Origin of the sequence: Streptomyces sp. NPDC056231 (assembly GCF_048270745.1) — a bacterium.
Taxonomy (GTDB): Bacteria; Actinomycetota; Actinomycetes; order Streptomycetales; family Streptomycetaceae; genus Streptomyces.
Window position 1 is genome coordinate 13,028 of sequence record NZ_JBLVKW010000017.1, and the last position, 25,203, is coordinate 38,230.

Here is a 25,203-nt window from a genome sequence, read left to right on the forward strand (position 1 = left end):
CGCGTGAGCCGACGCAGGGTCAGCCGCGGCTCGCGCGAAGGCGTACGGCAGGATGAGCGATCGCGTCGGCCCCCGACTCGCACATCCGTATGTCCCGACGCGAACCGCACACCCGAGAATCGAACAGGTAACACGGTGACGAAGCATCCCGTCCGGCGCCCGGAAACGGCGACGGTTCCCCCCATCAGTCGCGTTCCCCGGAGAGTGGGGGCGCAGCGGTGAACCGGGCCCTCACTCTGCACGACTTGATCGTCGCCGGTATTGCGATGGCTGCCGGCATCGCGGCGGGCCTCCTGCTGCGCGTGATTCTGCGATGGCTGGGAGAACGAGCCAGCAGGACGCGATGGACCGGTGACGACGTCATCGTCGACGCCTTGCGGACCCTGGCCCCCTGGGCTGCACTGGCCGCCGGCGCGGCGGCGGCAGCCACGGCACTTCCGCTGACCGCCAGGGTCGGGCACCACGTCAACATGACGCTGACCGCCCTGCTCATCCTGGCCGCAACGCTCACGGCAGCCCGGGTGATCACCGGCCTGGTGCGGTCCGTGGCGCAGTCCAGGTCGGGGGTGGCCGGATCGGCCACTATCTTCGTCAACATCACGCGCGTCGCGGTGCTGGCGATGGGCTTCCTCGTCATGCTCCAGACGCTGGGCGTCTCCATCGCGCCTCTGCTCACCGCGCTGGGCGTGGGCGGTCTGGCGGTCGCCCTGGCGCTGCAGGACACGCTGGCCAATCTGTTCGCGGGCGTGCACATCCTCGCTTCGAAGACGGTGCAGCCGGGCGACTACATCCGGCTCAGCAGCGGCGAGGAGGGCTATGTCGTCGACATCAACTGGCGGAACACCGTGGTGCGTCAGTTGTCGAACAACCTTGTGATCATCCCGAACGCCCGGCTCGCGGGCACCAACATGACCAACTTCAACCGGCCGGAACAGCAACTTTCGATCACGGTCCAGGTGGGCGTCGGCTACGACAGCGACCTCGAACACGTCGAGCGCGTCACGGCCGAGGTCGTCGAGAACGTGATGACCGACATCACCGGCGCCGTACCTGAACACGAACCGGCCATCCGGTTCCACACGTTCGGGGACTCCAGGATCAACTTCACGGTCATTCTGGGGGTCGGCGAGTTCAGCGACCAATACCGGATCAAGCACGAGTTCATCAAGCGCCTGCATGCGCGATTCCGGACCGAGGGCATCGCGGTCCCCGCTCCGAAGCGCACCGTGACCGTGCAGCCGGGAACGACGCCGGTCACGATCCCCCACCAGCGCGAGGCGAAGCAGTCGATGTCATAGCCGTAGGAAGTCCGAGGTGCGGACGGTGGTACGGACCGGCCGGGCTCCGCGTTCCCCGGAGCCCGGCCGTTCGCGAACACCGATCCGCACGCCCGGCAGCTGACATTCCGCCAACACCGACCGAACCACGATGAGTTCACTTCGGATCACCCGGCAGGACATCGTCGCCCCGCAGGCGACAACAACCGAGCCAAATATAACGCAATGATTACGGGTCTGGTCCAAATGTTGGGTACGGTTCACGTGCTCGTCCCGTTTCGGGCGTGAGGCGATCACCGCGGACGACGAGTCTGTGGCGCGTCACCGGACGCCTGTTGTCCGGTTCCCCCGCTTTCGATCCCGGAGGATCACGTGCCCATATCACGCTCCGTGCGTACCGTGCTGGCCGCCGCCACCGTCGCCGCCGTCGCCCTTCCGCTGTCCGCAGCCTCGGTCGCCCGGGCCGACGAGCCCCAGGCTGCCGCCGCTGCCCCGTACGCCGGTCTGCCGTCCGGCAGCAAGCAGGCGAAAACCCTCGTCATCGGCATCGACGGCGCCACGTTCGACGCCTTCGCCCGCGCCGATGTACCGCACCTCGAGCGGCTGATGGCCGAGGGGATGACCGCGCGCAGCAACCTGTACGCGAACCCGATGGCCCCGACGGTCTCCGGCGCCGGCTGGTCGTCCATCGCCACCGGTGTCTGGCCGGACAAGCACAACGTGAAGGACAACAACTTCACCGACCCGAAGTACGGCCAGTACCCGGACTACGCGACCCGGCTGGAGACCGCCGACCCGACCACGTCCACCCTGGTCGTCGGCACCTGGAGCCCGGTCCCCCAGATCATCTTCGGGTCGGCAACGGATCTGCGGATCGCCGGCGGCAACGACGAGAACACCACCGCGAAGGCCGCGGACTATCTCGCCCACGGCAACCCCGACTCCACCTTCGTCCACCTCGACGAGGTCGACGGTGCCGGGCATGCCTCCGGCAGCGCGAGCGACGCCTACCTCAAGGCACTCAACACGGTGGACGGACAGGTCGGCCGGCTGCTCGACGCCGTCGCCTCCCGGCCGACCTACGCCAAGGAGAACTGGCTCGTCGTCATCACCGCCGACCACGGCCACACCCCGACCGGCGGCCACGGCGGCAACACACCGCTGGAGCGCGGCACCTTCGTGATCGCCCGAGGCCAGGGCATCGAGCCCGGTTCCGTACGCAACGACGTCAAGATCACCGACATCGCGCCGACCGTACTGCGCCACGAGGGCGTCGCCACGGATCCGGCCTGGAACCTCGACGGCACCGCGCTCTCCGAGCTGAAGCCGGACGCGTTCGACGCGCTGCGCGACTCGCTCCGTACCCCCGTCGACGAGACGAAGCTCCCCGCCGGCACCAAGGGCTGGACCAACACCGCCCCCGACGGCTGGACGATCGACAACTCGAAGATGCCGGCCGGTGGCGTCACCGAGTGGCGCGGCTGGTCCTTCGCCACCGACGAGTTCTGGACCAATGCCGAGCGCGGCCAGGGCCGCGAGACCAACGTCCGCGCCCGCAATGTGTTCGCCGTCGCCGACTCCGACGAGTGGGACGACAAGGCACACGACGCCGGACAGTTCGACTCCACGCTCGTCAGCCCCGCGTTCCCGTTGAACGGTGCGGCCACGGCGAACGTCTCGTACGCCACGAACTACCTCATCGACGGCCCGCAGACCGGTGATGTCTACGTCTCGTACGACGGTGGCACACCGCAGCTCGTGAAGTCGTACCGGGCGAACACCAATACGGTCGAGCACCTGCAGCTGAACGTTCCGGCGGGCACGCAGTCGGCGAAGCTCAGCTTCCGCTACACCGGTACGAACAGCGCCTTCTGGACCGTCGACCAGGTCGCGTTCGGCCAGCCCAACCCGCCGTCGCAGCTTGCCGTCGCGTCCCTGAAGGCCGACACCGAGCTGCTCGGCCGGCCGGGCACCGACGCCCCGTGGAAGGTCACCGCGGACGGCGTGGTGAGAACCGCGCAGGGCGAGCCGGTGCGGGGCGCGAAGGTCGTCGCCGAACTGCGGTACGGCAACGAGGTGCAGAAGCTGACCGGAACGACGAAGACGGACGGCTCCGTCCGCTTCAGGGCGACCGTGCAGCAGGGCAACGCCGAGGCCACCGTCACCGTCACCGACGTGCGCTACCAGCACCTCGGGTACTACGGCGAGCTCGACCCGGTCCACACCTTGGAGCTCACCCGCCCCACCGGCCACAACGGCTGACCGAGCCACTCCGACCGGCCGGACCCCGCGCCTCCGCGGGGTCCCCTGGAGCCTGTACGCCGGCACACCCCCGTCGCCTCACCCCACCGTCCGCAGCGCGGCCGCGAGGATCTTCGCACCCTCCTCCGCCTCGGCGATGGACAGCGACAGCGGCGGGGCGATCCGGAGGACGCTGGTGTTGTGCGCGCCGCCCTTGCCGATGAGCAGCCCGCCCTCGCGGGCCGCTTCGAGGACAGCGGTTGCCGCCTCCGGGTCGGCCTCGTCCGTGCCGGGTTTCACCAGCTCGATGCCGATCATCAAGCCCCGGCCGCGTACCTCCCGCACACACTCCGCTCCCGCGCCGATCGCCCGCAGCCGCTCGATGAGCAGCCCGCCGACTCGTCGGGCGTTGCCCTGGAGGTCGTGGTCCAGCAGGTACGACAGGTTTGCGAGGCCCGCCGCCATGGTGACCGGGGAGCCGCCGAACGTCGAAATGGAGTTGGCGTCCAGGCAGTTCATGACGTCGGCGCGGGCGACGACGCCACCGATCGACATGCCGTTGCCGATGCCCTTGGCGAAGGTGAGGATGTCCGGCGGGCCGTTCCGGGAGTGCGCCTGCCAGCCCCAGAAGTGTTCGCCGGTACGGCCCCAGCCGGTCTGCACCTCGTCGGAGATCCACAGAATGCCGTGCCGGTTCAGGACTTCGCGGAATGCCGCGAACAGGCCGTCGGGCGGGGAGGTGAACCCGCCGACACCCTGGATGGGTTCGGCGATCAGCGCGGCGGCGCCGCGGGTGTGGCCGAGCAGGTCCTCCAGATCGGCCACGCACGCCTTGATGAACTGTGCGTCGCTGAGTTCCGCGTACGGGCCCCGGGTCCGGACCCCGCCGTGGACGTACAGCGTCTGCAGCGGGGACAGACTCGTCGGTGACCAGGCCTTGTTGCCGGTGATGGCGACGGCCGAGAACGACCTGCCGTGGTAGCTGTTGCGCATCGCGAGGATCTGGTTCGAACTGCGGTACGTGGTGGCGAGCAGCAACGCCGTGTCATTGGCCTCGGTGCCCGAGGTGGTGAAGAAGACCCGGGCATCGGGGATGCCGGAGAGCGTGGCGATACGCTCGGCCAGTTCGACCATCGGACGGTTGAGGTACAGCGTCGAGGTGTGGATGATCCGCCCGGCCTGCTCGGTGACCGCCTTCGTCACTTCGGGCAGCGCGTGAGCGGTCATCGTGGTGAGGATGCCGCCGAAGAAGTCGAGGTAGCGCTTGCCGTCCGCGTCCCAGACATGGCGGCCCTCACCGTGCGTGATCTCCAGCGGATGCCGGTAGTAGAGCGCGAGCCATTCGGGGCTGACGGCGAGGTGGCGGTGGTGGAGACTGCTCACGGCTCCACCAGTCCCTCGTACGCGTCGGGGCGACGGTCCCGGTAGAACGCCCACTGCTGGCGCACTTCCTCGATGAGGCCGAAGTCGAGTTCCCGGACGAGGAGTTCCTCCTCCTTGTCGCTGGCCACCTCCCCGACGAACTGACCGCGCGGGTCGACGAAGTAACTGGTGCCGTAGAAGTCGTTGTCGCCGTACTCCTCCTGGCCGACGCGGTTGATCGCTGCGACGAAGTACTCGTTGGCCACGGCGGACGCGGGCTGTTCCAGCTGCCAGAGGTAGCTGGAGAGGCCGCGCGAGGTCGCGGACGGGTTGTACACCAACTGGGCTCCGTTGAGTCCGAGTTGACGCCAGCCCTCAGGGAAGTGCCGGTCGTAGCAGATATAGACACCGACCTTGCCGACGGCAGTGTCGAAGACCGGCCAGCCGGCATTTCCGGGCTTGAAGTAGTACTTCTCCCAGAACCCCTTGACCTGCGGAATGTGGTGCTTGCGGTACTTGCCGAGGTACGAACCGTCGGCGTCGATCACCGCGGCGGTGTTGAAGTAGAAGCCGGACTGCTCGATCTCGAAGACCGGCACCACGATCACCATGCCCGTCTCGCGGGCGAGCTCCTGCATCCGCCGGACGGTCGGCCCGTCCGGGACGGCCTCGGCCCAGCGGTAGTGCTCGGGCTCCTGCACCTGGCAGAAGTAGGGTGCGTTGAACACCTCCTGGAAGCCGATGATCTTCGCCCCCTGCCGGGCGGCCTCGCGAGCATGTTCCTCATGCTTGGCGATCATGGATTCGGTGTCGCCGGTCCAGGTCGCCTGGACGAGTGCGGCGCGTACGACGTGGGACATGAGCTGCTCCTTCGACGCGGCGTCAGAGAGCCTCTACGCGTTTTCTACGCACGTAGATTCGATGCACAGGAGGAGAACGTAAGCCCCGCCACACGACGGGGCAAGACCGTAGCCGTGAACCGGTCGAGTCGATCATGTTTCGTACCCGTGCGGTTCACACTCTCTCTTCTCCTCCCCCGGGGAGAGCAGATGCCACGCCGACAGACCAAGCCGGCTCGGAAGCAGGTACGGGTGTCGGCTCGTGGACCGTGCTCCACACCGTGCCACCGGCGCTCGCCGTAGCGGCGTTCAAGGACGGCGCCCCCGTCGGTCCTAGAAAGTGACGGCGATCCCGGTGTGCGGCCGCCTGCCGAGGCGTACGACCGTGGCCGGCCAGTCGACCAGCCAGAACTTCCAGGTGTACTTGCGGGCCAGCAATCCGCGTACGGCACGCGTCCCCGCCTCGTCGAGCAGCCGCGCCGTACCCTCGGCGCTCGGCGCGCCGTCGGCGATCCGGCCACGCACGTCGCAGACGGTCACCGTGACCCGGCTGTTGTTCCGGATCCTTTTGACCTTCCACGAGTCGCTCCGGGTCCAGATGAACAGCTCCTCGCCGTCGGCCGCCGCCCACACGGGCGTCGCGACGGGCGTGCCGTCCTTCCGGTACGTGGTCAGGCTGACGTACTCGCCGCGGGCGAAGTCCTGGAGTGTCTGAGGAGTCACGGGCGTGACCCTACGCTTCCTGTCTGCCGGACACGTATGCCGCACGCGCGCTCACCAGCTCCGGAAGATGCTCCCGGGTCCACGCGCAGGCCATGTCGAGCGGGCCGAGCAGGGAGCGGCCCAGCGCCGTCAGTTCGTACTCGACCCGCGGCGGCCGCTCGTCGTGAACGGTGCGGGTGAGGAAGCCGTCCCGCTCCATGGCCCGCAGCGTCTCGGTGAGGACCTTCGGAGTGACCCGGTGCAGCGGCACCCGCAGCTCCGAGAAACGGCGCGGGCCGTCCTGCAGGCAGCGCAGCACCATGGCGGTCCATTTGTCGCCGACCCGGAACGGCTGGACCGGTTGCACGCAGTCCGGGTCGTTGAACAGGTCGGCGGCCAGAGGTTCTCTCATCCTCCCGACGCTAACGCACTCCCCCGCGGGGAGGCCGTGACCGAGTTCCCTTGAAGTAACCGAGGGGGCAGGTCCTACCGTCGCTCCAGCACCGCAGAGACCGTACGCAGCAGCAGAGAACAGGGGACTTCCATGAGCAGCAGGATCGTCGTCTTCGGGGCCGGTGGCCGGGTCGGTCGCGCGGCGGTCGCGGAGGCCGTCCGTCGCGGGCACACCGTGACGGCCGTGGTCCGCGACCCGGCCCGCTATCGGGACCTTGCCGGTCCGGGCATCGAGGTCGTACGGGGAGACGCCACCGATCCCGGGTCGGTGTCGGCCATCGCTGCCGGCCACGACGCGGCGGTCAACGCGTCGGCGCGGCTGGACATCCCGTCCGAGGAGTACTTCGTCGCGGCGGCCCAGGCGCTGATCGCAGGACTGGGTTCGGCCGGGGTGCGGCGACTGGTGGCCGTCGGAATCGCGTCGACGCTGGAGACCGCGCCAGAGGTACGGGTGATGGACGCGCCGGATTTCCCGGAGGCGTACCGGGTCTTCTCGCAGGGCCATGTCGCCGAGTTCGAGACCCTGACCGCGGCGGGTGAGGAGCTGGACTGGGTCATGGTGGTGCCGCCGATGGACCTGGACGCGGCGGGTCCCCGTACCGGCGGATATCGCAGCGCGGTGGGCACGGTGCTCGACGGCACCGGGCACATCTCGCACCCGGACCTGGCGATCGCGCTGCTCGACGAGATCGACACACCGCGCCACCACCGCATTCAGCTGGCGGTCGCCGACTGAGCAGCCCCGGGGCCGCCCGGCGCTACCCGGCCAGCCGGACTGCCGTGTCCGGTTCCCCGGCGCAGCGGATCAGCAGATCGTCCATGGAGAGGCCGAGCGCGCCGGCCAGTGCCGCAACGGTGAAGAACGCGGGGGTCGGGGCGCGGCCGGTCTCCTGCACGACGGCGATCTCGTGAGCATCGACGCGGGCGCGACGCTCAACGGCTGGGCCGGCGATTCAGCCGTCAGCTTCACCGTCGGCCGCGCCCGGCCCGCGGACACCCGGCTGATCGACACAGCGTTCGCCGCACTGGACGCCGGGATCGCGGCGGCGGTCGTCGGCAACCGGATCGGAGACATCGCACACGCGAGTGGAACGGTCTGCCGGAGCGCCGGATACGGCATTCCGGAAGGGTTCGGCGGCCACGGTGTGGGCCGCTCCATGCACGAGGACCCGTCCGTCCCCAACGAGGGACGACCGGGCCGCGGCATGCCTTTGCGGCACGGAATGGTGCTGGCGATCGAGCCGATGCTGATCGGCAGCGGGCACGATGCGTTCCGTGCGGACCGGGACGGCTGGACGCTGCGCACCTCCGACGGCAGTCGGGCGGCGCACTTCGAGCACACGGTGGCGATCACGGACGAGGGACCCAGCGTCCTCACCGCTCTCTGAACAACCCGTACCCATGCCCCCGTCACGGCCGCGTGGCTGGTCCATGGCCGCCATCCGGCCCTGGACCAGGGCGTGTTTCGAAAGTAGCGTCGTCCGCCCGCCCGGCAGGCGGGACTTTCGAAACACGCCCCAGCCCCGTGGATCACCTGGGACCGACCGTCACATTCAGTCGCTCGGCGTCACGACCATGGCGGACCCGCCGCCGCGCCGCACCTTCTCCGCCGCCGCGAACCACCTCCCGTCCGGCAGCCGCTGCACACCGGTGGCCGCACCGATCTCCGGGTTCAGCTTGAAGGCATGGCCGAGCGACTCCAGTTCCGTCCGCAGCGGACTGTTCCACAGCGCGGGTTCGAGCTCGGTCGTCGGCGAGTTGCGCTGACTGGCGCGTGGCGCCGCGATCGCATCGGCGAGCGGAAGACCGCGGTCGACCGTGCCGACGAGTGACTGCAGCACCGTGGTGATGATCGTCGCGCCGCCCGGCGAGCCCAGGGCCAGTACCGGCTGCCCGTGCTTCAGCACGATCGTCGGCGAGATCGACGACCGCGGCCGCTTGCCCGGACCGGGCAGATTCGGGTCGTGCACCGCCGGGTTGGCGGGCGCGAACGAGAAGTCCGTCAGCTCGTTGTTGAGCAGATAACCGCGTCCCGGAACCGTGATGGCGCTGCCGCCGGTCTGCTCGATGGTCAGGGTGTACGCGACGACGTTGCCCCACTTGTCGGCGGCCGTCAGATGTGTGGTGTTCTCCCCCTCGTACGTCGTCGGGGCGGCCGTTCCACGGTTCGCACAGTCGGCAGGATGGCGCGGGTCGCCGGGGGCGAGCGGGCTGGTCAGCACCGCGTCGTCCTTGATCAGGCACTCCCTCGAGTCGGCGAACCGCTGGCTCAGCAGTCCGCGCGTCGGTACGTCCTCGAAGGCCGGGTCGCCGACCCACCGCCCGCGGTCGGCGAACGCGATCCGGCTCGCCTCGATGAAGCGGTGCAGATACTGGGACTCGCTCGCCCGCGAAAGATCGGTGTTCTCAAGAATGTTGAGCGCCTCGCCCACGCTCGTACCACCGGACGAGGACGGCGCCATGCCGTACACGTCGAGCCCCCGGTAGCCGACCTTGGTCGGCGCCTGCCGCAGGGCACGGTAGGAGCGCAGGTCCTTCGCGGTGAGATCGCCGGGGCGCACCACCCGGCTCGCCTTCGGGTCGACGGGCGGGTTGCGGACGGTCCGGACGACGTCGTCGGCCAGGTCGCCGCGGTACAGCTCGTCGATGCCGTCGCGGCCCACCTTCTCGTACGTACGCGCAAGGTCGGGGTTCTTGAAGACGGAACCGACCACGGGCAGTTGCCCGCCCGGCAGGAACAGCTTCGCGGTGTCCGGGAAGTCGGCGAACCGGGCCTGGTTCCCCTCGGTCTGCGAACGGAAGGTGGAGTCGACGACGAAGCCGTCCCTGGCGAGCCGCACGGCCGGCTTCAGCAGCGCGCTCAGTGGCTTGCTGCCCCAGGCGTCGAGCGCGGTGGCCCAGGTGGCCGGGGTGCCGGGCGTGCCGACGGCCAGACCACTGGTGACGGCGTCCGCGAAGGCGAGGGGCTTGCCGTCCTCCAGGAAGAGGGAGGAGTCCGCGCTTCGTGGCGCGGTCTCGCGGCCGTCGACGGTCTCCACGGTGTGCTTCTTGGCGTTGTAGTAGACGAAGTAGCCGCCCCCGCCCAGGCCCGACGAGTACGGCTCCGTCACACCGAGCGCGGCTGCGGTCGCCACGGCGGCGTCCACGGCGTTGCCGCCCTTGCGGAGCACCTCGATCCCGGCGGCCGTGGCATCCGCGTCGACGCTCGCTACGGCACCGCCGTAGCCCACGGCGACGGGCGACTTGGGGGGCGGCGATATCGGCGGTGCGGACGAGGGCGGTGCGGCCGCCCCGACCGAGACGACAGCGGCGAGAACACCCAACAACGACACATTCCGTGCGACGGAACGTCGCATGCGCACCTCCAGTGAAGGATCGTCCGCGCAGGGTAACTCCGCCTCCTACGTCTCGTCAGGACCGTGGTCAGCATGGATCTCAGACTCGTGCACCTCGACGCGGACAGGCAGCCCGCGTCAGCCGGTGGCCGGAGCGCGGGCGACCACCGCGAACGGCGCCTCACCTCATACGGTGGAAGGTGGTGGTGCGCGACTCCGAGAAGGACGACCGCACAAGGACGTTGGGGTCCCGGTCAGCCAGTCGGTAGTCGTAGGTGCCCCGCGGCGCCTGACACTTCGGCGCGCGGACGACCGGTTGAGCGCCGGTCGTCCGCAGCACCCCGTCCTCGTAGGAGAGAAGGGCGGCCTCCCAGCGGCACGTACGGCCGCCTGCGACCAGTTCACCGGTCACCGAGACCAACCCGAGTCCGCCTTCAACGAAGGTGATCCGCAGTCCGTTCCCGTCCTGCCAGACCCCGCGCATCACGGCGGGCACCTGCACGGCTCCCGACTCCACGTACTCCACGTCGGTCGAGGTGCTGCCCTCCACCCAGGCCATCGAGCCGTCCGGCCCGGCTTCCAGGCGCATGCTGCGCGGCACTCCGCAGGTCCGCGCCGGGCCCGATCCGGCCGCCTCCATCGTGAACTCGGAGAGCACCAGCGCCTTCTCACTCCTGGACGTGGCCACCGCGCTGCCCCGGCAGATGGCGTCACCTGTGGCTGCCACGACGTCGACTCGGTGCGCGGAGGTGACACGCCGGGGTATGTCCAGGCGAATCACGAACAGGGGAGCGTCCTCGCCGTGCCCCGTCAGCCACGCACCCGAGAAGTCGGTGCCCGGCCCGGCCGCGTCGAGGGTGTGCTCCCGGGGAGAGCCGTCCCCGCCCCAGAGGCCGTAGGCACCTGGAGCCGCCGCCAGTACCCCGGCGGTCAGCACGGCGGCCACGACGCGCCCGCGCCGGCGCTTCGGCGCGGGCTCCTGGGTGGCGACCGTACGGCTTGCGCCCTCGGCGGGCGGGGAGGAGAGGTGCGCCACGCCCGGTTCCGGCCCCGTGTCCCAGTTCGCGCCCGGCTCGGACGTGTGGACGGAGAGCACCGCCGGGCCGGGGCCTGCGCGGTCCTCCTCGCGTGAGGCCACGGCAGGGACCGGCTCCGCCGCGAACCGGTGCACCCGAGCCAGCAGGGACGGTGGCAGCCACGCACCTGCGGGGGCGGTCCGTGTCCGCTCGGCGATCTGCATCGTGCTCGGCCGTTCCGCCGGATCCTTCGCCAGGCAGTCCCTCACCAGGTCGGCCACCGACTCCGGAATCCCGGTGAGGTCCGGCTCCTCGTAGGCGATGCGGAAGAGCAGGGCGTGGATCCCGGACTCCGCGTCCCCGAACGGGGTCCGGCCGGTCGCCGCGTACGCCAGTACGGAGCCGAGTGAAAACACGTCACCGGCCGTGGTGACCTGCTGGCCGCGCACCTGCTCGGGTGCCATGTAACGGGGGGAACCCGGCCCGGCACCGGTCGAGGAGAGCGTGTCGGCGTCGGTCCCCTCCAGGGCGCGGGCGATACCGAAGTCGATGACCCTTGGCCCCGCCGCGGTGAGCAGCACGTTGGACGGCTTGAGATCGCGGTGGACGATCCCCGCACGATGGATGGCGGTGAGGGCCAGAGCCATCCGATGGGCGAGTACCTGGGCGGACGCCGAAGGCAGAGGGCCGAAACCGTCGTCCACCACGGCTTGCAGGGTGGGACCAGCGATGTAGGAGGTGGCGATCCACGGGGGAGTCCCAGCGGTGTCCGCATCGAGGACCGGCGCCGTCCACACATGCCCGACCCGACGAGCCGCACGCACTTCACGGGCGAACCTGGCTCGGAAGGTGGGGTGTTCGGCGATCTCTGCCCTGATCGTCTTCACCGCGACCAGACCGTCGCCCGTCTCGTCACGGTGCCGCGCCAGATAGACCCGCCCCATGCCTCCCGCCCCCAGCCGGCCGAGCAGCCAGTAGGGGCCGAGATGTGACGGGTCCTCGTCAGTCAGTGGTCGCATGGTGCGGCATCCTCGCACGACAGGGATGCGGCCGGGCGAAATCCGGCCGCGTTGGCGCAGGCTAAGGGCTGTCCCGTAATCCCTGGTGGATCAGCGCGCGGCGTCAGATGCGGTGCATCGCAAGGCGGATGGGCGTCCTCATACTGGGCGTATTCGGGCGTTCCGACAACGCAGCTAGCTGCCGTAGCTGCCGTCGTGCGCCCGCCAGGGATTACGGGACAGCCCTTAGGGGCTGTCCCGGCAAGCCTTGCCCCGTCGCACCGCCCGGCACGCCCGCTCGCCCGGACGGCAGCTCCGGGCCCCGGCCGAGGGCACCCGGCCCGACGGTCTCGTCCCGGAGTCCGCCCGCGGACGGTCAGACGGTGCAGTGGGTGGGCCCGACGGAGCCGTCGGTGCCGGACAGCGTCACCGCCGCACCCGGGTCGGGCACGCCGGAGTGGACTGCCGTGCAGATCAGCTGCTGCTGGGCGAGTCCGGAAAGTCCGGCGACAGGGATGTCCAGCCGGACCAGCACCCCGCTGCGAGTCAAGGTCAGGCTCAACCCACCATGACTCGGGGGAAGTTCGGTCGCCAGTCCGGCATTCATCTCCGCTCTGGAGGGGCCGCCGAACAGCAGGACGAGCGGCTTGCCCGCCCAGCTCGTCAGATCCCCCGTACCCGAGGACACGCCCTGCACCGGTATGCCGGTCTGCCGCACGACGGGCAGCAGCGTGCCCGGGGATGACGAGGAGATGAAGTACAGCAGCATGCCCTGCCGGCTCCCCGGGGTCACCTCCACGGTCGCCGGATCGCCGACCTCGACCACGTCCGAGGCCCGGATGCCGCACCCGGTCGCCAGCAGCGCGAACGTCATCAGCGCGACCAGGGCTAGGGCGTGTTTCAAAAGGAGCGTCGTCCGCCCGTAGGGCGGGCCGGGCGACGTCTGGTGCGTGCGATCGCAAGGCGAAGGGTCGCCCCGATACCGGTCGCATCGGGGCGAGCCCGACAATGCAGCGAGCGTGCGTGCCAGACGCCGCCCGGCAGACGGGACTTTCGAAACACGCCCTAGCAGCCGGCTCACTTCCCCTCCCGTGGCAGCTCGACGGTGAACACCGCGCCACCGGACGGGTTGTCGGCGGCGCGGACCGTGCCACCGTGCAGCCGTACGTTCTCCTGCGTGATCGCCAGACCGAGTCCGCTCCCGGCCGAGCGGGTACGTGCCGCGTCGGCCTTGTAGAACCGGTCGAAGATGTGCGGCAGCACGGCTGCGTCGATCCCGGGGCCGCTGTCCGCGACCTCGGTCACCAGCTGGTCCCTTCCGTCCCGCCGCTCGGTCCACAGCCGTACGGAGACGGGCTCGGCGCCGTGCCGCAGCGCGTTGCCGACCAGGTTGGCCACGATCACGTCGAAGCGGCGCGGGTCGAGCACCGCCCTTACGCCTTCCGGGAGTTCGGTGTCAACCCGGTCTTCCCACCGTCTGCTCTGCAAGGTCTTGCGGATCGTCTCGGCGACATCGACCTCGTCGGGATGAAGGTCCGCGGCCTTCGCGTCGAAGCGGGAGATCTCCATCAGGTCCTCGACCAGGGTGGCCAGCTTCCCGGTCTCCGTGCTGATCAGCCGCACGGCTGCCGCGGTGTCGGCGTTCAGGTGCGCGGCGTCCTCGTCCAGGACCTCGGTGACGGCGAGCATCCCGGCGAGCGGGGTGCGCATCTCGTGCGAGACGTCGGAGGCGAAGCGTCTGGCGCGTTCCTCTGCCTGCCGGAGCTCCGCCACGGACTGCTGGAGCTTGGTGGACGATTCGTTGAACGTCCAGGCCAGATCGGCGAGTTCGTCCGAACCCTTCACCTCGATACGGGTGTCGAGCTCGCCGCGGCCGATACCGGCGGCGGCCCGCCGCAGATCACGTACCGGGCGCAGCACACTTCGGGCGGCGAGCAGTGCGGGCACCAGCGCGATGAGGAGGGCGGGCAGGGCGCCGTCGCGGGCCGCGGTGACCATGGCGCTGACATTGGCCTCCTCAGGGACGAGCGGCATCACGGCGTAGAGGACGAGCCCGGTGGGCTGACGCCCCTGGCCCCGGTCGAACATCACGGGCATCCCGATCGTCAGCCAGGGTTTACCGTCCTTGACGACCCGCTGGAACGAGGCGTGCGCGGTGTTCCGGGCCGCATCGCGCAGTTCGCTTGTGATCACGTTGGAGACGGGCCGGTCCGAGGACGAGACCTTCAGGTCCGCGTATTCGGCGAAGACGATCCAGGTGTGCGGCTTGCCCTCGCGGGCGAGGGTCTGGCACATCGTCCGCAGCCGGGTCGCGTCGAACGGCAGGGACACCGCCTGTGCAGTGATCCGGTCCCGGAACTGGGCGACCGCCGTGTCCTGCGCCTGCTGAAGGATCGCGGACCGGGCCTCGCGGTAGGTCAGGGTCGCGGTGGTGGCCGCGCTGATCGCCGCGACCAGCAGAAAAGCGGATATGAGACGGATACGCAGGCCGAACCGGGCGGCGAGAAGTCTCATGCGAGCGGCCCGAATCGGTAGCCGAAGCCACGGACCGTCTGGATGTAGCGGGGGCTGCCCGCCACGTCCTCGATCTTCTGCCGCAGCCGCCGCACACAGGCATCGACGAGTCGCGCATCGCCGTGGTAGCTGTGCTCCCACACGTATTCGAGGAGTTGCTGCCTGCTGAAGACCTGCTCGGGCGAGGCCGACAGGTACAGCAGCAGCTTCAGTTCGGAGGGGGCGAGCAGAAGGCGCTCCCCCGCCTTGGCGACGGACAGCCCGGCGCGATCGACGGCGAGTTCGCCGTGGAACTCGATGCCGCTGCGCCCGGCCGGCTCGGCGAGCCGTCGCAGCACGGCCCGGATCCTGGCCTCGATCACCTCGGTACGGGCGGGTTTGACGATGTAGTCATCGGCCCCGGCCTCCAGCCCGACGACCACGTCGAAGTCGTCACCGCGCGCCGTGAGCATGATGATCGGCAGTTGGCTGGACTCCCTTATGCGACGGCAGACCTGGACGCCGTTCATGCCGGGCAGCATCAGATCCAGCAGGACGAGATCGGGCCGGAACTCCGCCAGCGCACCCAGTCCCGCCTCCCCGCTCTCCACGGCCCGGAGTTCATGCCCGCGCCGACGCAGCCCGAGCTCGACCCCTTCCCGCACGGAGGGGTCGTCCTCGATCAGGAGCACACGCGGCATGGCACCAGTATCCCAACGATCATGATCGAACCTGTCCAGCACCTCATCACGCCCGTCCGGCCAGGGAGAACGGATCGTCGGCCGGACGCGAGCGGCACCCGCTCACCGGCCCCCGGCCCCGCGGATCCGCGCACGCCCCGCACCCAGCATCGCGCTGACCTCGCTCAACCGCAGCGGCCGGGCCAACACCCCCACCACTGCCAGCAGCGCTGCCGTACCCGCCCCCGCGGCCGCGAAGTCCCCGAATCCGTCGCACGCCCGGGCCACCCCGTACGCCAGCGCCCCCGCCGGCACACACGCCACCACCAGCCGCGCATGCGCCCACAGCCCGGCCGAGCGCCACAGCACCGACCTCGGCCCCCCGGCGCCTTGAGACACCCTGCGATGCAGCACATACCCGGTTACCGCGAACCCCGCGAAGAGCGCCACCGAGTACGCCCCCGCCATCCCCGTCACCGCCCATCGCGCAGGCAGCATCAGATAGGCGAGCGCCGACAGACCGGCGTTGAGTGCCGCGATCACCAGGTTCAGGAAGAACGGCGTGCGGGTGTCGCTCATCGCGTAGAACCCACGGGACAGCACGTACTGCCCGGAGTACGCGATGAGCCCCGGCGCGAACGCCATCATCATCCCCGCCATCACCGTGATATCGGCGTCGCCGGTCCGGCCGTATCCGAACACGGCCCCCATCACCCACGGCGCCAGCGCGAAAAACACACCCGCTGCGGGCACCACCACCGCGGCCGTGGTCCGCAGTGCGTATGAGACATCGCGGCGCACCCCCACGAGGTCGCCGTCGGCCGCCGCCCGGCTCATCCGCGGCATCAGCGCCGTGACGAGCGAGACGGTCACGATGCCCTGCGGCACCACCCACAGCTGAAAGGCGTAGCTGTACGCGGTGTAGCCCGCGCCGCCGACCACCCCCTGCTCGACGGCGTGCTGTCCGGTGATGGTGGAGAGCCGGGTCACCACCCAGTAGGCGCCCTGGTTCGCCAGTACCAGCATGACAAGCCATCCGGCCGACCGCAGCGGGCGGGTCAGACCGCTCCCCCGCCAGTCGAACCGGGGCCGCCAGCGGAACTTCGCGGCGCGGAGCGCGGGCACCAGGGCCAGCGTCTGCACGACTATCCCGGCGGTCGTCCCCCAGCCCAGCAGCCGGGCGTGGGTGGCGGTCAACTCCCCACCGGAACCAGATGCGACCACCAGATAGAGCCCGAACACCGCAATGATGACCACGTTGTTGAGGACGGGGGTCCACATCATGGCGCCGAACCGGTTCCGGGCGTTGAGTACTTGGCCGAGGAGGGTGAAGAGCCCGTAGAAGAGGATCTGCGGCAGGCAGTAGCGGGCCAGCGCGATCGTGAGCTCCGCCTGCTCCCCGGAGTAATCCGTGTAGGTGCCGACGATCAGCGGGGCGCCGACGACCGCGAGCGCGGTGAGGGCGACGAGGCCGACCGTGCAGACGGTGAGCAGCCGGTCGGTGTACGCTGCCCCGCCGTCGCTGTGTTCCCTGGCGGCCCGCACCAGCTCCGGGACGAACACGGCGTTGAGGGCTCCGCCGATCAGGAGCATGTAGAGGATGTTCGGGACGGTGTTGGCGACCGTGTAGCCGTCGGCCGTGAGTCCGGTGCCGAGGGCGGCGACGACAACCGCCGAGCGTATGAACCCGGTCGCCCGCGAGACGACCGAACCCGCGGCCATGACGGCGCCGCTGCGCAGCACCGAGCCCGGCTTCTGCCGTCCCTCCGGCCCCTCCTGCACGACCGTTCCGGTCGTCCGCGCGGCGGTCACCGGCGGGCCAGGTATGCCTGGAACGCCCTGTACAGCGTGTTGTTGGCGGCTCCGCCCACCGATGTCTCCCACTCCCCGAGAGTCTCGACGACCTGCCCACCGGTGCCGAGCTTCCAGCGCAGCAGTCCGAAGGAGCGGTCGTCGGGGTCAAGGGTGGAGGGTACCCCGCGCATGTCGTACAGCTGGGCGCCGAGGGCGTGCGCATCGAGCATCATCCGCCACTGGAGGGCGTTGCTGGGGCGTACCTCGCGCCGGTGGTCAGCGGACGCGCCCGTCTGGTACCAGACCCGCCGCCCGGCGCTGATCATAGTGTGCGCGGCAAGGATCTCGCCCTCGTGGACGGCGAGATAGAGCTGCATCCGGCCGGGCTGCTCGGCGTTGAGCACGGCGTACTGACGCTGGAAGTAAGCGAGGGAGCGGCCGAGCCGGAAGCCGTCGCGCTCCTCGGTGATCCGCAGAAGCCGGTGGAACTCCGGCAGCTCCGCCGCGCCACCGACGACGATCCGGACACCCGACTTCTCCGCCTTGCGGATGTTGCGACGCCACTCCTGGCTGAGCCCCGCCCACAGATCGTCAGCACTGCGTCCGGCGAGCGGCACCTGGAAGACGTAGCGCGGCTGCGCGTCGGCCTCGTTGCCGGCGTCGCCGTCCCCGCCGCACCGCCGCCAGCCGCGCGCCCGGAGCCGGTCGGCGACGGCGGTGCCGAGCGGGTCCACCTCGGCCGCCAGCACATCACGGACCTTCCGGCCCGGCCCGGTGGCCGCCTTGAGCCGGGCGGTGTCCCAGCGCCGGTACGCCGGTGACGGCCCCATCCGTACGGCGAAGGCGCCCGCCTTCCGCAGATGCGCCATCAACGGCCGCAGCCAGCGGTCGATCTCCGGATCGGCCCAGTCGGCCACCGGCCCTTCCGGCAGATAGGCAAAGTATTTACGGGTGCCCGGGAATTGCCGGTAGAGGACCAGCGCACTGCCGGCCAATTTGCCGTCGTCGCCGTGCCATCCGACCATTTCCGACGTCCATTGGTCCTTCACTCCGGCCCAGGACGGATATTGCAGAAAGCTCGCCCCCGGCCGCGTGGTCACACTCGTCCGGTGCTCGGCTGCGGTGAGGCTGCGTATCCGCATCCCCTGTTCACCTCTTCGGTCACCGGTCGCGAGCAGCGCTGACATGTCCGTGGCCCTCCCTGGTCCCGCCCCTTCATTCGGCTCGGCGGGGCTGCACAGGATGCTCACAGCGGTCCATGACGGGTCCGAGCGGCACATGTGACGGGACGATGACCGTTGCGCTCCATTCCTTGTCACACAACGGAATTCATGACTCGTCAGGGATTCGAGGAACCTAAAGTCTGGTGAATGCCTCTCCACCGGTGAGAAGCACAGCCCTGGAGGTTTTTCGTTGTCCTCTGCACGCCGGCGCATACGCCGTACCGCCCCCCTGGCCCGACCGGCCCGGCTCACCCTGATAGCCGGAACTGCGGTGCTCGGCACCACCCTGACCGCCTGCTCCGGCGGCGCTGCCGCATCGGAGACCGGTTCCCATCACGCCGCCGGGGCCTCTCGGGCTCCGGACACCAGGATCTCGGTGAACCTCCAGGGCACCAGCGCCACCGCGGGCAAGCCGGTGAAGGTGACGCTGGCCGACGGAAAGCTGAAGACGGTGAAGGTGACCGCCGCCGAGGGCGACGCGCTCACCGGCCGGATATCCGGCGACGGCCGCAGCTGGACCTCGGACCGGGTCGCCGCGCCCGGCACCGAGTACAGCGTCGAGGCGACGGACACCAGGGGTGGCACGGACCACGCCGGCTTCTCGACAGCCGAGGCCGACAAGGTCAACAAGCTGACGCTCGCCCCCGGCAAGAACACCACGGTCGGCATCGCCCAGCCGCTGTCGATCGTCTTCGACAACCCGGTGAAGGACAAAGCGGCGGTCGAGAAGGCACTCCGGGTGTCCACGTCGAACAACACCGAGGGTTCCTGGGGATGGCTGCAGGACCACTCCGGCAAGGAACGCGTCGACTGGCGGCCCAAGGATTACTGGAAGCCCGGTACCCGCGTCACGCTCGACGCCGATCTCAACGGCATCGACTCCGGAACGGCCGGCGGCTGGTTCGTGCGCGACTACCGGACGACCTTCACCATCGGCCGCAACCAGGTGGTCAAGGTCGACCTCGACCGTCACCGGCTGGCGCTGCACCGGGACGGGAGGACGGTCATGGACGTGCCCATGTCGGCGGGCACCCCGGGCGGCCAGAAGGCGTCCTGGCGGGGCACGGCCGTACTGATGGCGAAGGAGGGCACCATCAACATGCGCTCCGAGACGGTCGGTCTGGGCGATGCGTACGACAAGATGGTCGACTCGTCGATGCGGCTGACCTGGTCGGGGATGTACGCCCATGCCGCGCCGTGGAACGCCGCGTACTTCGGCGTCGCCAACCACAGTTCCGGCTGCGTGGGAATGAGCAATGCGAACGCCGCGGAGCTGTACAAGGAGGCCCAGGTCGGCGACCCGTTCGAGATCACCGGCGCGGACGCCAAGGGGACGGTCGCGGAGGGCAACGGCTACGGGGCGTGGAATGTGTCCTGGTCCGACTGGCAGGCGAAGAGCGCGCTCCACTGATCCCTTTCCCGCCCCGGTCCCCGGCGCGCTGTGGTGTGGGGGCGCACCGAGGTGCGCCGAGCTCCGCCCCACGCGCCCTTCCCCACAGGTTCACCGGCCCCGCACGCTGAAGGACGCACGGCAAAAGGAGCCGGGCGCGGCGTATCGGCCCGGACCGGTCCGGGCAGGAAGGACGTCATGGAGCAGGCAGCGGATCAGGGGCCTTCCGTGCAGGAGGTCGGAGCGTGGTACGACCGCTTGGGGGGTCTGTACAGCCTGACAATGGGTGACAGCATGCACCTGGGCATGTGGGACGACGGGGTGCGCCCGAAGCCCGGGCGGACGCTGTCGGCGGACGAGGCGTGGCAGGAGCTGACAGCGGCGCAAGACCGGTGGACCGACGAACTGATCGACGAGCTCGCCCTCGGGCCCGGGCAGCGGGCGCTGGACGTGGGCTGCGGCACCGGACGGCCCACGGTGCGTCTGGCCCACGCCTCCGGCGGGCAGGTCCTCGGTATCACCGCCAGCAGCTCCCAGGTCGAGCAGGCCCGTGACCGCGCCGCCCGCACCGGCGTCGCCGACCGCACCGAGTTCCTGCAGGCCGACGCGATGAACCTGCCGTTCGAGGACGCGTCGTTCGACGCCGTGTGGGCGATCGAGTCGTTCGCCCACTTCGCCAACCGCCCCCGTGCTCTGCACGAGGCCAAGCGCGTCCTGCGTCCCGGTGGCCGGCTCGTCCTCGCGGACTGCTTCGAGCACGTCCCGTTCACCGACCAGGACGTGGCGCTGTTCCGCGCAGGCTTCGCGCTCGCCCGCCTGCCCGGCGCCCTCGCCGACTACCCGGCCCTCGCCCGGCAGGCCGGCTTCACCATCGACCGTGTACGCGACAGGACCGGCGACTTCACACCCACCTACCACCTGATCCCCCAGATCTTCGCGGCACGTCGCCAGCAGATCGAGGAACTCCTGGGTACCGACGTCGCCACGCAACTGGACTCGGCCTATCCGCTGATCCTCGGCCTGTGCCGGGACAAAATGGGCTACGTCATGGTCCGTGCCGGCAAACCTGCCCCGTGATCGCCACGCTCGCCGGCCGCCTGTCCTGGCAGCGAGGTGCCGCAGCTGTCGTCGTGCGCCCGCCAGGGATGACGGGACAGCCCTCAGGGTGCGTCGTGCCTGCTCGTGGGGCTCCGCATCGGACGGATAACCGCCTTGCCCGAGTCGAGGTCAACGGAGCTCGGCGGTGCACCGGATTCGGCGTCGTCTCGGAAAACGAGTTGCCGTTCCCGCTCCTGCTGGACATGTCGCTGTGATGGATGGAAGAGCTCACTCCACGCCTCAGCGGTTGATGCTCCGCCGCCGCCACGCTTGCGCCGACGCCAGCCGACCCACATGAAGAGGACCAACCACAAGGCGATGACGACGCTGCCGGCCACAAGCAGCAAGGGCTCTCTCCTCTGGGCGCCGAGGTTTCCTGCCGGCAGTCTGCTGACGACCGGGCAGCATGTTTTCGGCAGCAGCATAGAGCCGTCCGGGAATTCGGGAAGGAGAGGCGGCTCAGCCGCCCCTGTCTCATGAGACACCTCGCAGTCTGGAGAACGACGGCTACCGTGCGCTGCTGCTCTCGTCCGGGCGGGAGTGAGATCAAAAGTCGCGCGAAAAGCCGATGGTGACCCTGGGCAAGCTCCCCGCCGCGGAGGCTTGCCCAGGGCTCCGGCCGCCGCCAGTAGCTCGTTCGGAGTACGGCCCGGCCGGACGCCGCTCATTGAACCAGCACGACCACAGCAACCACTGGCGCCGCCGTCCCCACGCCCATGGCTGCTCCGTCGGTGCGAAGTCGGGCAGGCGCGACCCGTGCCTCGCGGCCGCGGCTCGGGACGCGGCGGATCATGGCACAGCGGGCATCCGGATCCACAGGCACGGGCGGTGCGTCCGCAGGTCCCATGTCTTTGTCGTGCTGTCACACTCAGGGGATCCTCATGCGTACGTTCCACAACCGTCACCACGCCACCGTCATCGGCGCCGCCGCCACTGCGGTACTCGCTCTGGCTTCGACCGCCTGCGGTGGGGAGGGGATCGGCACGAAGGCCGCGGGCTCGGTGGACAGTTCTGTAGCCGCTGCGGCTTCGGCGGGGTCCTCGCGGTCCACCGGGTCGGTGAAGACCAGCGACGCCGTGCAGAACACCGGCATCACGAACGCCGTCACCGTGAACGCCGGCAGCGCGAAGGCGGCCGGCGGCAACGCCAACAGTGACAGTGCCGCCTACCTGCACGCGTGCGAGATGCAGAAGCTGTCGCTACACGTGACCCGCCGGGCCGGTGCTCCCACCCAGCGGGTGATCAAGGTGCGCAACGTCGGCGCGAACACCTGCGGCCTGAGCTACTACCCACGGGTCAGCCTGGGCAACTCGAAGTCCGCGGACCACAGCCACGATGTCCGGCCGCTGATCCCCAGCGGCCTCGGTGGGGCACCCGCATACCCGGTCCGGGCCGGACGCACCGCCTACGCGGTGATCGACCTCAATCCGAGCGGCGCGGCCACCGGAACCGTGCCAAAGATCGACGAGATGAATGTGCTGGCCGACGGCGACCATATGCCCAACGCGGACACGCTCAACTTCCCGCTCGGCTCCGGCGCTAAGGTACTGAAGCCCAAGCTCGGCCTGTACAGGAACACGATCGCGGACGCGGTCAGTTCCATGACCCGGGCCGACACACAGTCCTGAACGCGCCCCACACCAGCCAGCCCCGCCTGCGGCGTGCATCCCCGCATGCTGCGGACGCTCGCGGGCGCGTGGTCGTCCGGGGCCTGGTTGGGACGGTTTCGGCGCGCTTGCCGGGCGGGCTGCTGTAGCGCGGACGTTGCGAAACCCCCGGCGGACCCGGGCGGGGGTGAGGCGGTTCACCTGATGATCCGAGTGCTGGTCGGCCGTCGATGTGCGGCAGTAGCCGACGAGCATGTGCCGGAACCCATCGGCCGGACCCTTCATCGACGTTGATTCCCACGCGAGTTGCCGACACTGCCGCCTGCGGGTTCGTGATCGCGCCCCCCAGTGTCGGCAGACGGGTCGTCTGCCGACACTCGCGAGTCGATGCGGCCGGCCGGCAAGGAGGTTGTGCGGTCAGGACTCCGCCGGTGCTTGCCTCTCGTGGCCGCCCGGCCGGTCCTGACCAGCTTGCTGCTCGGTGCGGTAGCGCCGCCTACCGTGCGGCAGTCGGGACTTCAGAACGCGGGTCGATCGGGGTCAGCACGCCGAGGCGGTCCTCGACCTCCTGGGCGGCGGTCAGGCACAGGTCCTCCCGGAACGCGCGCCCGATGATCTGCACGCCGGACGGCAGCCCGTCGGCCACTCCGGTCGGTACGGCGACGCCGGGCACGCCCACGAAGCTGGTCACCGTGCACAGGCGCATGCCCGCGCCGACCCGGTCATGTCCCTCGCGGTCGCGCGACTCCAGCCCCGGCTCGACAGGCGGCTCGGTGAACACCGGTCCGAGCAGCAGCGGGTACTCGTCGAGGAACTCCGCCCAGGAACGGCGGATGCCCAGCCAGGCTCCCATCAGCTTCATGAACTCCGCGGCGGTCACGGGCGGAGTCTTCTCCATCGCCATCTCGATGTAGTGGTCTCCGCCTTCGCCGAGCAGTGTGCGCACCACTGGCCACGTCGGGGCGAATTCGGTCGCAGTGATCCGGCGGTACGCCTGGAGTGCCTCGTCCAGCCGCGGAACATCCGCTACCTCCCGCACGTCGTATCCGGCGTCTCGCAGCGCGTCGGCCGCGGCGGCAACGGCATCGCGGACCGTGGGGTGGACACCGTGACCGCCGGGGTCGGCGACGACTGCGACCTTCATCGGCCCCGCCAGCGGCTCGCCGTGGACGGGCACCGGTACGGCACGCGGGTCCCGCGGGTCGGTCCCGGCCAGTACCTCGTATGCCAGTCGCAGGTCGGCGACCCTGCGGGCCAGGGGCCCGTCGGTGACCAGCATCTGCGAGGCCGGTCCAGGGTCGTCGGGGCCGATTACGCGGTGGTCGGCGGGGAACCGCCCGGCGGTCGGCTTCAGCCCGGCCACGCCGCAGAACGAAGCCGGGATCCGTACCGATCCGCCCGAGTCGTTGCCGAGCCCGAGAGCAGCCATGCCGGTGGCCACAGCCACCCCGTCGCCACCGCTGGTGCCCCCTGGGGTCCGGTTCGGGTCCCAGGGGTTGACCGTGTCGCCGAACAACTCGCTGCGGGTGTGCATCCCCGCCAGGATCAGGGTGGGCATGTTGCTGTGGCCGATGGGAATGGCTCCGGCCGCACGGAGCCGGGCCACCGGCGGCGCGTCGGCGGATGCCACCAGGTCGCGGAAGCGCGGCGTTCCGAATGTGGTCGGCACGCCTTCGATGGCGGTGGACTCCTTCACCGTGAACGGCACGCCGGCCAGCGGCCCGAGCTCTTCGCCGGAGGCCCGCCGCCGGTCCGTCTGCGCTGCGGCCGCACGGGCGCGTTCGGCCAGCAGCTGGGTGACGGCGTTGACCTGCGGGTTGACCTCGCTGATGCGTTCCAGGTGGCTGTCGACCAGTTCGGCCGCGGATATCTCTCCGTCTCGGACGGCCTTTGCCTGGGCGGCGGCCGGCAGCTTCCACAGCGCGTCCTGCATGATCCTTGTGCTCCCCATCCACGTGTCGACGTACTTGTGCCGGAACAGTACCCCGGAAGCGATACGCTTGTATCGGAATAAGGAGGCAGCCATGCCCAAGCAGGTGGACTACGAAGGCCGACGCCGTCAGATCGCCGAGGCCGTCTGCCTCCTCGTCGACGAACACGGACCGGAGGGGGTGACCATGCGCGACGTCGCCGCCCGCGCGCAGGTCTCCCTGGGTGCGGTTCAGCGCTGCTTCCGCGGCAAGGAGGAGATGCTCCTGTTCGCCGTCGACTACGTCGGCGAGCGCATCACCGAACGCGCGCGGGCCCGACTGGCCCGGAGCCCGGCCCAGTCGGCCGCCACCGCCCTGGGCGACACGGCCACCGAGATCGCCCTGCTCCGCGAAGAACACCGCGCCGAAGCACGGGTCTGGCTCGCGTTCGTCGCCCAGGCCGCCGTCAGCGAGCCGCTCGCCGGCCCGCTGAGAACCAGCTACGCGGCCCTCGAGGACCTCCTCGCCCGCCTCATCACGGAGGCCACCGAGAGCGTCCCGGCCGACGGCGGCGCTGCGCCGCCCGACCCGCAGCGCGAGGCTCGCACCCTGCTCGCCCTCACCGACGGCCTCACCAGCCACGTACTCATAGGCCACCTGACCGCAGAGGAGGCCGAAGACGTCCTGCACGCGCATCTGGTCGGCCTCTGGGCGCGCCTCCACACCACCGGCCCGCGGAAGGCCGTCTGATATTCACGGTGCTCATCGCGCGGCCCGTGCCACGT

General features: G+C 70.0%; 20 protein-coding genes and 2 pseudogenes. 8 read left to right on the forward strand and 14 right to left on the reverse strand.

Annotated features, from left to right (window positions below):
• Nucleotides 1-218 precede the first annotated feature (218 nt).
• Together ACNPQM_RS16040 and ACNPQM_RS16045 are read left to right on the forward strand one after the other, a co-directional pair.
• On the forward strand, nucleotides 219-1,298 hold the full coding sequence (locus ACNPQM_RS16040; protein ID WP_418084514.1) for a mechanosensitive ion channel family protein: 1,080 nt from the start codon (nucleotides 219-221) through the stop codon (nucleotides 1,296-1,298).
• Nucleotides 1,299-1,649: 351 nt separating this feature from the next.
• Entirely contained in the window at nucleotides 1,650-3,539 is a 1,890-nt protein-coding gene (locus ACNPQM_RS16045; RefSeq protein ID WP_418084515.1) for an alkaline phosphatase family protein, read from the forward strand.
• Nucleotides 3,540-3,617: 78 nt separating this feature from the next.
• On the opposite strand, the gene ACNPQM_RS16050 is transcribed toward ACNPQM_RS16045, so the two are convergent.
• The 4 genes from ACNPQM_RS16050 to ACNPQM_RS16065 form a co-directional block, all read right to left on the reverse strand.
• Entirely contained in the window at nucleotides 3,618-4,901 is a 1,284-nt protein-coding gene (locus ACNPQM_RS16050; RefSeq protein ID WP_358859393.1) for an aspartate aminotransferase family protein, read from the reverse strand.
• A complete protein-coding gene (locus tag ACNPQM_RS16055) occupies nucleotides 4,898-5,740 on the reverse strand; it encodes a nitrilase-related carbon-nitrogen hydrolase (protein WP_418084516.1) in 843 nt (280 codons plus the stop codon). The genes ACNPQM_RS16050 and ACNPQM_RS16055 overlap by 4 nt, the downstream gene beginning before the upstream one ends.
• Nucleotides 5,741-6,052: 312 nt before the next feature.
• Nucleotides 6,053-6,442: a PPOX class F420-dependent oxidoreductase gene (locus ACNPQM_RS16060; RefSeq protein WP_358859394.1), complete on the reverse strand. Its 390-nt coding sequence runs from the start codon at nucleotides 6,440-6,442 to the stop codon at nucleotides 6,053-6,055.
• 10 nt (nucleotides 6,443-6,452) lie between these two features.
• A complete protein-coding gene (locus ACNPQM_RS16065; protein ID WP_418084517.1) occupies nucleotides 6,453-6,833 on the reverse strand; it encodes a winged helix-turn-helix transcriptional regulator in 381 nt (126 codons plus the stop codon).
• 132 nt (nucleotides 6,834-6,965) lie between these two features.
• Here ACNPQM_RS16065 and ACNPQM_RS16070 point away from each other — a divergent pair, with 132 nt between their 5' ends.
• The gene (locus ACNPQM_RS16070; RefSeq protein WP_358859396.1) at nucleotides 6,966-7,610 is read left to right on the forward strand and encodes an NAD(P)-dependent oxidoreductase; all 645 of its coding nucleotides are present in this window, start codon (nucleotides 6,966-6,968) and stop codon (nucleotides 7,608-7,610) included.
• 22 nt (nucleotides 7,611-7,632) lie between these two features.
• Here the strand turns inward: ACNPQM_RS16070 and ACNPQM_RS16075 are convergent.
• Nucleotides 7,633-7,764, reverse strand: a pseudogene (locus tag ACNPQM_RS16075) (XRE family transcriptional regulator); the annotation flags it as partial.
• On the opposite strand from ACNPQM_RS16075, the pseudogene ACNPQM_RS16080 reads away from it, so the two are divergent.
• A pseudogene (locus tag ACNPQM_RS16080) lies at nucleotides 7,765-8,262 on the forward strand (M24 family metallopeptidase); the annotation flags it as partial.
• A gap of 165 nt (nucleotides 8,263-8,427) precedes the next feature.
• Here the strand turns inward: ACNPQM_RS16080 and ggt are convergent.
• From ggt to ACNPQM_RS16115, 7 genes are all read right to left on the reverse strand, one after another.
• On the reverse strand, nucleotides 8,428-10,230 hold the full coding sequence (ggt, locus tag ACNPQM_RS16085) for a gamma-glutamyltransferase (protein ID WP_418084518.1): 1,803 nt from the start codon (nucleotides 10,228-10,230) through the stop codon (nucleotides 8,428-8,430).
• A 160-nt stretch (nucleotides 10,231-10,390) separates the two neighbouring features.
• Nucleotides 10,391-12,244, reverse strand: coding sequence for a serine/threonine-protein kinase (locus tag ACNPQM_RS16090; RefSeq protein WP_418084519.1), 1,854 nt, complete (start codon nucleotides 12,242-12,244; stop codon nucleotides 10,391-10,393).
• A 355-nt stretch (nucleotides 12,245-12,599) separates the two neighbouring features.
• Entirely contained in the window at nucleotides 12,600-13,127 is a 528-nt protein-coding gene (locus ACNPQM_RS16095; protein WP_418084520.1) for a hypothetical protein, read from the reverse strand.
• Between the two features lie 173 nt (nucleotides 13,128-13,300).
• The gene (locus ACNPQM_RS16100; RefSeq protein WP_418084521.1) at nucleotides 13,301-14,737 is read right to left on the reverse strand and encodes an ATP-binding protein; all 1,437 of its coding nucleotides are present in this window, start codon (nucleotides 14,735-14,737) and stop codon (nucleotides 13,301-13,303) included.
• The gene (locus tag ACNPQM_RS16105; RefSeq protein ID WP_358859401.1) at nucleotides 14,734-15,417 is read right to left on the reverse strand and encodes a response regulator transcription factor; all 684 of its coding nucleotides are present in this window, start codon (nucleotides 15,415-15,417) and stop codon (nucleotides 14,734-14,736) included. Before ACNPQM_RS16105 ends, ACNPQM_RS16100 begins: the two co-directional genes overlap by 4 nt.
• Nucleotides 15,418-15,519: 102 nt before the next feature.
• A complete protein-coding gene (murJ, locus tag ACNPQM_RS16110) occupies nucleotides 15,520-17,208 on the reverse strand; it encodes a murein biosynthesis integral membrane protein MurJ (RefSeq protein ID WP_418084522.1) in 1,689 nt (562 codons plus the stop codon).
• Nucleotides 17,205-18,377 (reverse strand): lipid II:glycine glycyltransferase FemX, encoded by a 1,173-nt coding sequence (locus ACNPQM_RS16115; protein ID WP_418084523.1) that lies wholly within the window; start codon nucleotides 18,375-18,377, stop codon nucleotides 17,205-17,207. Before ACNPQM_RS16115 ends, murJ begins: the two co-directional genes overlap by 4 nt.
• Nucleotides 18,378-18,603: 226 nt before the next feature.
• Here ACNPQM_RS16115 and ACNPQM_RS16120 point away from each other — a divergent pair, with 226 nt between their 5' ends.
• Together ACNPQM_RS16120 and ACNPQM_RS16125 are read left to right on the forward strand one after the other, a co-directional pair.
• On the forward strand, nucleotides 18,604-19,824 hold the full coding sequence (locus tag ACNPQM_RS16120; protein ID WP_418084524.1) for an Ig-like domain-containing protein: 1,221 nt from the start codon (nucleotides 18,604-18,606) through the stop codon (nucleotides 19,822-19,824).
• A gap of 261 nt (nucleotides 19,825-20,085) precedes the next feature.
• Complete coding sequence (locus ACNPQM_RS16125) at nucleotides 20,086-20,880, forward strand: class I SAM-dependent methyltransferase (RefSeq protein WP_418084525.1); 795 nt, start codon at nucleotides 20,086-20,088, stop codon at nucleotides 20,878-20,880.
• 83 nt (nucleotides 20,881-20,963) lie between these two features.
• Here ACNPQM_RS16125 and ACNPQM_RS16130 read toward each other — a convergent pair whose 3' ends face one another.
• Nucleotides 20,964-21,569 carry a DUF6191 domain-containing protein gene (locus tag ACNPQM_RS16130; RefSeq protein WP_418084526.1) on the reverse strand — a complete coding sequence of 202 codons (606 nt, stop codon included), beginning with the start codon at nucleotides 21,567-21,569 and terminating at the stop codon, nucleotides 20,964-20,966.
• 213 nt (nucleotides 21,570-21,782) lie between these two features.
• Between ACNPQM_RS16130 and ACNPQM_RS16135 the strand changes: the two genes are divergently transcribed.
• Entirely contained in the window at nucleotides 21,783-22,529 is a 747-nt protein-coding gene (locus ACNPQM_RS16135) for a DUF4232 domain-containing protein (protein WP_418084527.1), read from the forward strand.
• 475 nt (nucleotides 22,530-23,004) lie between these two features.
• Here ACNPQM_RS16135 and ACNPQM_RS16140 read toward each other — a convergent pair whose 3' ends face one another.
• Nucleotides 23,005-24,441 carry an amidase gene (locus tag ACNPQM_RS16140; RefSeq protein WP_418084528.1) on the reverse strand — a complete coding sequence of 479 codons (1,437 nt, stop codon included), beginning with the start codon at nucleotides 24,439-24,441 and terminating at the stop codon, nucleotides 23,005-23,007.
• Nucleotides 24,442-24,532: 91 nt separating this feature from the next.
• Between ACNPQM_RS16140 and ACNPQM_RS16145 the strand changes: the two genes are divergently transcribed.
• On the forward strand, nucleotides 24,533-25,168 hold the full coding sequence (locus ACNPQM_RS16145) for a TetR/AcrR family transcriptional regulator (protein ID WP_358859408.1): 636 nt from the start codon (nucleotides 24,533-24,535) through the stop codon (nucleotides 25,166-25,168).
• Nucleotides 25,169-25,203 lie beyond the last annotated feature (35 nt).

What these genes read in the sequence shown, in the direction of transcription:
- ACNPQM_RS16055 (WP_418084516.1), bottom strand. Translation starts at nt 5,740, where the DNA reads ATGTCCCACGTCGTACGCGCCGCACTCGTCCAGGCGACCTGGACCGGC.
- ACNPQM_RS16065 (WP_418084517.1), bottom strand. Translation starts at nt 6,833, where the DNA reads ATGAGAGAACCTCTGGCCGCCGACCTGTTCAACGACCCGGACTGCGTG.
- ACNPQM_RS16070 (WP_358859396.1), top strand. Translation starts at nt 6,966, where the DNA reads ATGAGCAGCAGGATCGTCGTCTTCGGGGCCGGTGGCCGGGTCGGTCGC.
- ggt (WP_418084518.1), bottom strand. Translation starts at nt 10,230, where the DNA reads ATGCGACGTTCCGTCGCACGGAATGTGTCGTTGTTGGGTGTTCTCGCC.
- ACNPQM_RS16090 (WP_418084519.1), bottom strand. Translation starts at nt 12,244, where the DNA reads ATGCGACCACTGACTGACGAGGACCCGTCACATCTCGGCCCCTACTGG.
- ACNPQM_RS16100 (WP_418084521.1), bottom strand. Translation starts at nt 14,737, where the DNA reads ATGAGACTTCTCGCCGCCCGGTTCGGCCTGCGTATCCGTCTCATATCC.
- ACNPQM_RS16105 (WP_358859401.1), bottom strand. Translation starts at nt 15,417, where the DNA reads ATGCCGCGTGTGCTCCTGATCGAGGACGACCCCTCCGTGCGGGAAGGG.
- ACNPQM_RS16115 (WP_418084523.1), bottom strand. Translation starts at nt 18,377, where the DNA reads ATGTCAGCGCTGCTCGCGACCGGTGACCGAAGAGGTGAACAGGGGATG.
- ACNPQM_RS16125 (WP_418084525.1), top strand. Translation starts at nt 20,086, where the DNA reads ATGGGTGACAGCATGCACCTGGGCATGTGGGACGACGGGGTGCGCCCG.
- ACNPQM_RS16130 (WP_418084526.1), bottom strand. Translation starts at nt 21,569, where the DNA reads ATGAGCGGCGTCCGGCCGGGCCGTACTCCGAACGAGCTACTGGCGGCG.
- ACNPQM_RS16135 (WP_418084527.1), top strand. Translation starts at nt 21,783, where the DNA reads ATGCGTACGTTCCACAACCGTCACCACGCCACCGTCATCGGCGCCGCC.
- ACNPQM_RS16140 (WP_418084528.1), bottom strand. Translation starts at nt 24,441, where the DNA reads ATGCAGGACGCGCTGTGGAAGCTGCCGGCCGCCGCCCAGGCAAAGGCC.
- ACNPQM_RS16145 (WP_358859408.1), top strand. Translation starts at nt 24,533, where the DNA reads ATGCCCAAGCAGGTGGACTACGAAGGCCGACGCCGTCAGATCGCCGAG.